Source organism: Geobacillus sp. (genome assembly GCF_017515625.1).
Classification (GTDB): Bacteria; Bacillota; Bacilli; order Bacillales; family Anoxybacillaceae; genus Geobacillus; species Geobacillus stearothermophilus.
On the sequence record NZ_JAFWFM010000204.1, the window covers coordinates 24,325 to 31,372 of the forward strand.

Consider the following 7,048-nt stretch of genomic DNA (forward strand, 5'->3'; position numbering starts at 1 on the left):
AATCGACCGATTTTCAGCCTATGACCATTATACCAAAAAAGCTGCCCTGGCCGCACAGGACAGCTTTTTTCGTCAGATCAGAAACATGGCGACAACGGTTGTGACCGCCAGACCGACCGCTACCGGAATCAAGTTGCGCCGCGCCAACTCAAACGGATCGACGCCGCAAATGGCCGCGGCCGGGATGAGCGCCCACGGAACAAGCGTGCCGCCGCCGACCCAAATGGCAGCGATCTGGCCGAGCGCCGTTAACGTGGCCGCCCCGCCGCCAATGGCGAGCGCAAACAAATGGGCGACCGAACCAGTGAGCGAGATGCCGGAAAACCCGGAACCGTCAAGACCGGTAATCGCCCCGACAATCGTGAGCGTCACTGCCCCGATTTCGTTGTTCAGCGGCACTGCATGAGCCAAGGCGACCCCTAAATCGTTGACAATGCCCTGTGACGCCTGCGGCAAGTAGTCGCCGATAATTTTTACAAATCCGGCATCGCCAAGATAGAAAAAGGCGGCAATCGGAATGACAGGACCGAACACTTTAAATCCGAACTGAAATCCTTCAATAAAGTAATTGGTCACTTCAGAAAAGCTCTCTTGCCGGTGGGCTAAAACGGATATGAGGATCAAAATAAAAATCGCGGTTCCGCCGACTAAGGCTGTCGCCTCGCCGCCTTGCAAGCGCAAATAAAACATCGCGATGACGTCAAGGGCAAACAACACCGGAATCAACAGCGCCAGCCATTTTTTCGCCGTCTCGGCGAGCAGTCCTTCCGTTTTTTCGAGCGCCGAATCCGTGGCAGCAGCGATTTCTGCATCGCCGACCGCCAAACGTCCTTGCTTCATGTCGCGGCGCAGCAAATAAAACGCGGTGACGGTCGTGACCGCCCCCATGACAAACACGAGCGGCACACTAGCGGCGATGACGTCGCCAACCGGCAGGCCGGCTGCATCGGCGGTCAGTTTCGGCGCCCCTTGAATGATGAAATCGCCGGAAAGCGCGATGCCATGCCCAAACAAGTTCATCGCCATCGCCGCTCCTAACGCCGGCAAGCCCACCCGGACCGCTGCCGGCAACAGCACCGCCCCCATTAAGGCAACGGCTGGAGACGGCCAGAAAAACCAGGAGATGACCATCATCAAAATCCCGATCGTCCAATACGCCCAAGCCGGCGTGCGGATCAAGCGGACAAACGGCGATACCATGACATCATTGATGCCGGTCGCCGACAACACTTTGCTCATCGACACAATGATTGAGATGACCAAAATCGGCGGCAGCAATTCGGTAATGGCGTAAATAAAACTGTTAAACACCCCGATGACTGCCGCGCTCAGTGAATGGGTAGCGACCGCCGCCAACAAAAAGATCCCAGCAATGCAAACGAGCGATGTATCTTTGCGGGCAACCATAAACCCAATGATGAGCATGATAAACAGCAAGTAAATCCAGTGCAGCGCCACAAGCTCTACACCCATACACAATCCCCTTTCCCCCAACTTCCAGCCCGGCCCGCCGGACATGCGCCTGGGCTGGTGTACTACAGCATATGAAGCGGGAAAGAAGGTGTGAAACAAAAAAGAAGCGCTGCGCTGGGAGAGCATCAAGCAGAAACAGCACGTTAAGGGCTTTCCGTCGCCCCTTTCAAAAAAGAAAGACGCCGGCCTTGGCTCGAAAAGCGCTAATAGCCGGCGTTGGCCCTCCGGCGCGGGCGTCCATAGCGCCCGGCCGCCCAGATCCCCCACGCGTTTCCGCCCACCCAAGTGGCAAGCCAAAGAAAACAGGGGGAGACAGCAGCCAATACAAGGTGAAACAACGTATTTTGCGCGATGAGCAAGATGGCGAACAGCCGCATGGCAGCGGCGGGCGATTCCGTCCGCGGCAGCGGGTACAGCCGCGTCCATAGCGAATAACGGTGGCGATGAGGAAGCGCCGCCAATTGAACAGCGGTCGCATACAACACCAAAAGCACCGTGGCCGCCCGCATGTATTCATGGTCGGCCGCCGCGAGCACGACGCATCCGATGGCGGTTAGCCGCACATACAGCCCTGCGTACTCGCCGGCGCGCAAAAACGTGCGTGCATACAAATGGAAAAAGACGTGCCGCGGCCCGTACGGAATAAAGGCCAGCAACGGGTCGAGCCAACGCCGCCGCTTCGCCGTCTCCCGCCATTCCGGAACGTCCGTGAACAAGTTGGCCACCCGGTAAAACAATCGGGCTGCGCGCTGCTCTTCGGCGATGAGCCGCTCCCACTTCCATGTTTCCCCTTCTGTCCACCGCCATAAGCAGACGGAAAGAGCGGCCATCAACGCAGCGACCGTTCCGAAAAACGGCCACGGCGCCGCCGCCAACCAAAAGTACACGACAAGCGCCGATGCGCCCAAGCGGACAAGCGCGCTCCAACGATGAAACGACGGTTCAGCGATGTAATTCCCCTTCCAACTCGCCCATAAATTCCATAGTTTTAAACAGACGATGCCGAGCAAAAAGAGCGGCCACGGCACCGGCGAAAACCGGACATGGAGCGGTCCGGCCGCCAAAAGAAGCAAACATAGGCCGTAGGAGTGCCACACTGCAGAGAAAACAAACGCCCGGCGAATATATGGACGCAGCCGGCGCTCGGCCGGCAGCAAAAACACCATATCCGCTTCACGAAACAAGGTGCGCACCGAGCCTGACGCCGCCGCCCAACCAAACACCGCCGCAGCGATGGCTGGGTACGGAAATGAGGGGGGGAGCTGTTCGATCGAGCGTTTATACACGACCGCCGCCCAGCCCAACACGATGAACAGGCCGACAAGCAAATGGTCATTGAACATGTAACGCAAGTACCGGAGCCTTCGCCTCTCCTCCGCTCGAAAGCGCTCCTGCCAAAGCTTGCCGGCGTCCATCATGGCGCATCATCCTTTGTTAATTCAATGTACACCTCATCAAGCGTCGCATGTTTCAACCCGGACTGGCGGCGGATGTCATCAAGTGTTCCTTTCGCTTTCACGCGCCCTTGGTGCAAAATGACAAACGAGTCGCAATACCGCTCGGCCGTTGCTAAAATATGGGTTGATAACAAAATGCCGGCTCCCTTCGCCTTTTGTTCATTCATCCGCTCGAGCAGCGCATGAATCGCAAGCGGATCAAGGCCAAGAAACGGCTCGTCGATCATATAAAGAGGCGGTTCAAGCAAAAAGGCGCAAACGATCATCACTTTTTGTTTCATCCCTTTGGAAAAATGGGCCGGAAACGAAGAAAGACGCCGCTCGAGGCGGAACTCGCGAAGCAAGGGAGGAAGGCGGCGTTCGTATTCCGCCTCGCTCAACCCGTACGCCATCGCCGCTAGACGCAAGTGTTCTTCCAATGTCAGTTCTTCATACAACACCGGCGTTTCCGGAATAAAGGCAAACTGCTTCCGGTACGCCTCCGGCTCGGCCGCGAGCGTATAGCCGTTGATCGAAACCGTCCCGCGGCGCGGCTCCATCAAACCGATAATATGTTTGATTGTCGTGCTTTTCCCGGCCCCGTTCAAGCCAATCAAGGCCACTATTTCGCCGCGCTCAACCGAAAATGTCACATCCTCAAGCACGTTTTGCGCTGTATACCCTCCGGATATATGATCCACTTGCAAAAGCGCCATCGTCCGCTAACCCCTTCCACCGCGAAATGGCTTTTGCCCCCATTGTACCAAAGAGAAGCGGTTTTTACCAAAAAAGTTTGTTGCCCCTCCCTGCATAAACACTGCCTCTGCGGGCATGATAAATAGCGAAGAGGGGATGGGGATTCACCAAGCAAAGGCTGATGAACGATCCATCTGAAATGGGGTGTTCGTCAAAGACACCGTTGTGAGCCGCAAGACGTTGTAAACCGTTCATGAACAAGGGCCATCTGTCTGTTGCTGAGAAGCAACGAACCTGTCCAAAGGGGATGGTCGCGTTGAACAAAGGAAGCGCTCACGCCTAAACGACTTTGTCGCAAATGGGGTGTTCATCAAACGCACATTTGATTGAATCATCCTCTCCCCTTTTCACCAGCCGGGATGTAACCGCATGCGGGATTACATCCCGGTTTTTTTATGGTAAAATGAAGAAAACGAAAGGAAAGGGTGACCGTTCCTATGAGTGATTGCATTTTTTGCAAAATCGTCAACGGTGAGTTGCCGGCGGCGAAAGTGTACGAAGACGAGCATGTGCTTGCCTTTTTGGACATCAGCCAAGTAACGAAAGGGCATACGCTTGTCATCCCAAAAGTACATACAGAAAACGTTTTTACGCTTACGCCGGAGGCAGCCGGCCGTCTGTTTCGCGCCGTGCCGGTAATCGCCAACGCGCTGAATAAAGCGTTTTCCCCCGTCGGGCTCAACTTATTGAACAACAATGGCGAGCAAGCGGGGCAGACGGTGTTCCATTACCATCTTCACCTCATTCCACGCTACGGCAAAGGGGATGGGTTTGGCGCGGTCTGGAAGTCGCATGCAAGCGACTATACGCCTGCTGACCTGCAGGCGATCGCGGCCGCCATTCGCGAGCAGCTCGGCTGATCTCCCGTTGTTGAACAGCAGAAAGGTCAAGCCCACAAATAAAAAAACGGAAGCAGGGATGTTCTGCTTCCGTTTTTTTACTGTTTTCCTTGCTGCTCGATCACATCTTGCAAATCTTTGTCTTTGATCTCAACACCGGCATCTTTCACCAATTTGTCCACTTTTGACTGCATCGTCGCAGGATCAAGCTTGTTCCGTTTGACTTCAAACGCAATTTCGTCTTTCATTTCGTTGAACGACTTTTTCTTTTCTTTGTCCGTCACTTTAATGATATGGTAGCCGTAATCCGTTTTCACCGGATCGCTCACTTCGCCGACTTTCAGCTTATAGGCGGCTTCTTCAAACTCCTTGACCATTTTCCCTGGGCCAAACCAGCCTAAATCGCCGCCGTTGGACGCCGAGCCTGGATCTTGGGAGTATTCTTTGGCCAACTTGGCGAAATCCTCGCCTTTATCAAGCTTCGCCTTTACTTCTTTTGCTGTTTTTTCATCTTTGACCAAAATATGGCTGGCACGAATTTTCGGCTTGTAGTTGTCATAATACTCCTTCAGCTCTTTCTCCGTCACTTTTATGTCTTCAACGGCCGCTTTCGTCCGCAGCAAATCGAGCTTGACCATTTCGCGGATCACTTTTTCTCCGTTCTGCTGCACGGCCAAATCATATTGCGTTCCATACGCTTCCTTGATTCGTTCGATTTCGCGGTCGATCTCTTCATCGGTTACCTTGTATTTTTTGCTCAACACTTTTTCGTCAATCAAATCACGAAGGACGGATTTGCCGACGCGCTCTTTCATCTCATTATAAAATTCATCTTTCGTAATATTGCCGTTTTTCGTTTCCACAATCGCTTCCAAACCGTCGTTGCTGCAGGCCGACAAAGCCATGAACGAAACGACGGCAGTGGCCATCATCCATTTTTTCATTCGCTTCACAACTCCTACATCTTTTTTCGATTGAATGTTCCCACGATTTCAAGCGGCGCAGATCGAATGGCGCCCAAGCGCGCCCAAGAAACAACATGCTCGCCTCTTCAGCCACGACAATAACTATACCATATTTTCAATGAAAAAAAAACCTCTTTCCGCTTTAGTCATCCGCCCATAACATGCACGCTTGTCATACATATGATGAGGATGAAGCGCTCGACAGGCTTCTTCTTACGAAAGGGGGTGTTACGATGAGCGCACCTTATTCCGGAGGCTTTGCGTTGATTGTTGTGCTGTTTATTTTGCTAATCATTGTCGGCTGCGCCTGCGTCATCTACTAAACAAAAGAGGGTGTCCCCCGAAACCGGGAGCACCCTCTTGCTTCCTCTTTCCCGATCGGCCGCACCGGCTCCTCGTTATGTAAACAACACTTCAAAATAAGAAGAAATCAATAAAATCGTAATCAGTACGTTGATCGTCCGGAAAACCGCCGGCTGCTGCTCCTCCGGGATGTCTCGCTGCGCACAAAACGAGTGAGTGAGCTGATTCAGAAAAAATAAAACCGCCACTGCCAGAGGGATAAAGTAAAGCGCCAAAACTCTTCCCCTCCTTCTCATCTTCACCAAACACCGTCCATGGCTTTAACTTTACCTCGTCCGCCGCCGGAAATCAATCTTTTTTCTCTCGAAAAATACGGTGAAGCGATTTTCCCTATTGGTGAATGCGCACAAATCCGGTAAAATATACGTAAACACGGTTGCACTTTATGCCAGCCAAAGGAGCACGGTGTATGGAGTCGTTGGAAAAGCGAGTGGCCAAGCTCGAATTTCACCAGTCATTGTTGCTGGAAATGGTCGATGAAACAAAAAAACCGTTTTACTCCCTTGTGATCCGCGCTGATTTGACCAAAGAAGAAGTCGACGCATTCCTATCGTTTTGCCAAGAGCTCGCCGAGCAATATGAGCGGCAAAAAGCGGAAGGGTTGACGATTTTCACCCCTCTGCTCGTGCAGTTTGCCGGGATGCTCCATCCGAACCTTCCGCTCGAACAAACGGTTGACGCCATGTTGGCCCAACAACTGTTTGTGCCGCTGATGACCGAGCTGAAAATGCTCATTCAAACCGTCAATTAGCCTGGCTGGCCAGCTCTTTCTCCTGCTCTGTCGCTTTCGCCGTCCGCCTGACGAGCTTGCCGTCTTGCTCGACAAAGTCTTCCTTAATGTTCTCAAACGCCCGCTCAAAAATTTCCATAAAATCATCGCCATAAATATTGCGGACTATGCACATCATTTCTAAAATTTCCGGAGACTTTCCGTACAACTCGCGCAACGGCAACACCCCATTAAAAACGGCATTTTTCGTCGGGTCATACGTCTCCATCAGCTTCATCAACACTTCTTCGCCTTTTTCGGTCAACTCAATGTACGTATTGCGCTTGTCGTCTTGCCTTTTGGAAAATCCTGAATCCGTGACAGAAGTGTATCAAAAATGCTGGGAAACCCAATCGTGTCGAGACTTCGACTCCATTTCGAATGTTCACCTATTAGGTGAAGAACCCCGAGTGCAATATTTTGTTGATTGATCCAGTTTTCTTGGCA

8 protein-coding genes and 1 pseudogene are annotated in these 7,048 nt (G+C 52.6%); 3 read left to right on the top strand and 6 right to left on the bottom strand.

Going from position 1 to position 7,048, the window contains the following annotated elements:
* Positions 1–72: 72 nt before the first annotated feature.
* The 3 genes from IKE44_RS11820 to IKE44_RS11830 all read right to left on the bottom strand — a co-directional run bounded on the left by IKE44_RS11820 (position 73) and on the right by IKE44_RS11830 (position 3,625).
* A complete protein-coding gene (locus tag IKE44_RS11820; protein ID WP_049625038.1) occupies positions 73–1,473 on the bottom strand; it encodes a hypothetical protein in 1,401 nt (466 codons plus the stop codon).
* Between the two features lie 203 nt (positions 1,474–1,676).
* A complete protein-coding gene (locus IKE44_RS11825; protein ID WP_049625037.1) occupies positions 1,677–2,891 on the bottom strand; it encodes an ABC transporter permease in 1,215 nt (404 codons plus the stop codon).
* On the bottom strand, positions 2,888–3,625 hold the full coding sequence (locus IKE44_RS11830) for an ABC transporter ATP-binding protein (protein WP_033013835.1): 738 nt from the start codon (positions 3,623–3,625) through the stop codon (positions 2,888–2,890). Before IKE44_RS11830 ends, IKE44_RS11825 begins: the two co-directional genes overlap by 4 nt.
* Positions 3,626–4,102: 477 nt before the next feature.
* Between IKE44_RS11830 and IKE44_RS11835 the strand changes: the two genes are divergently transcribed.
* On the top strand, positions 4,103–4,525 hold the full coding sequence (locus tag IKE44_RS11835; protein WP_033013836.1) for an HIT family protein: 423 nt from the start codon (positions 4,103–4,105) through the stop codon (positions 4,523–4,525).
* 77 nt (positions 4,526–4,602) lie between these two features.
* Here IKE44_RS11835 and IKE44_RS11840 read toward each other — a convergent pair whose 3' ends face one another.
* Complete coding sequence (locus tag IKE44_RS11840; protein ID WP_049625036.1) at positions 4,603–5,448, bottom strand: peptidylprolyl isomerase; 846 nt, start codon at positions 5,446–5,448, stop codon at positions 4,603–4,605.
* 254 nt (positions 5,449–5,702) lie between these two features.
* Here IKE44_RS11840 and IKE44_RS11845 point away from each other — a divergent pair, with 254 nt between their 5' ends.
* Positions 5,703–5,792 (top strand): YjcZ family sporulation protein, encoded by a 90-nt coding sequence (locus tag IKE44_RS11845; protein WP_021322511.1) that lies wholly within the window; start codon positions 5,703–5,705, stop codon positions 5,790–5,792.
* 75 nt (positions 5,793–5,867) lie between these two features.
* Here IKE44_RS11845 and IKE44_RS11850 read toward each other — a convergent pair whose 3' ends face one another.
* Complete coding sequence (locus tag IKE44_RS11850; RefSeq protein WP_033013838.1) at positions 5,868–6,047, bottom strand: hypothetical protein; 180 nt, start codon at positions 6,045–6,047, stop codon at positions 5,868–5,870.
* A gap of 194 nt (positions 6,048–6,241) precedes the next feature.
* On the opposite strand from IKE44_RS11850, the gene IKE44_RS11855 reads away from it, so the two are divergent.
* Positions 6,242–6,583, top strand: coding sequence for a YhaI family protein (locus tag IKE44_RS11855; RefSeq protein ID WP_033013839.1), 342 nt, complete (start codon positions 6,242–6,244; stop codon positions 6,581–6,583).
* Here the strand turns inward: IKE44_RS11855 and IKE44_RS11860 are convergent.
* Positions 6,576–6,908 (bottom strand): annotated as a pseudogene (locus tag IKE44_RS11860) (HTH-type transcriptional regulator Hpr); the annotation flags it as partial. The gene IKE44_RS11855 and the pseudogene IKE44_RS11860 overlap by 8 nt on opposite strands.
* Positions 6,909–7,048 lie beyond the last annotated feature (140 nt).

What these genes read in the sequence shown, in the direction of transcription:
- IKE44_RS11855 (WP_033013839.1), top strand. Translation starts at nt 6,242, where the DNA reads ATGGAGTCGTTGGAAAAGCGAGTGGCCAAGCTCGAATTTCACCAGTCA.
- IKE44_RS11845 (WP_021322511.1), top strand. Translation starts at nt 5,703, where the DNA reads ATGAGCGCACCTTATTCCGGAGGCTTTGCGTTGATTGTTGTGCTGTTT.
- IKE44_RS11830 (WP_033013835.1), bottom strand. Translation starts at nt 3,625, where the DNA reads ATGGCGCTTTTGCAAGTGGATCATATATCCGGAGGGTATACAGCGCAA.
- IKE44_RS11820 (WP_049625038.1), bottom strand. Translation starts at nt 1,473, where the DNA reads ATGGGTGTAGAGCTTGTGGCGCTGCACTGGATTTACTTGCTGTTTATC.
- IKE44_RS11825 (WP_049625037.1), bottom strand. Translation starts at nt 2,891, where the DNA reads ATGATGGACGCCGGCAAGCTTTGGCAGGAGCGCTTTCGAGCGGAGGAG.
- IKE44_RS11840 (WP_049625036.1), bottom strand. Translation starts at nt 5,448, where the DNA reads ATGAAAAAATGGATGATGGCCACTGCCGTCGTTTCGTTCATGGCTTTG.
- IKE44_RS11835 (WP_033013836.1), top strand. Translation starts at nt 4,103, where the DNA reads ATGAGTGATTGCATTTTTTGCAAAATCGTCAACGGTGAGTTGCCGGCG.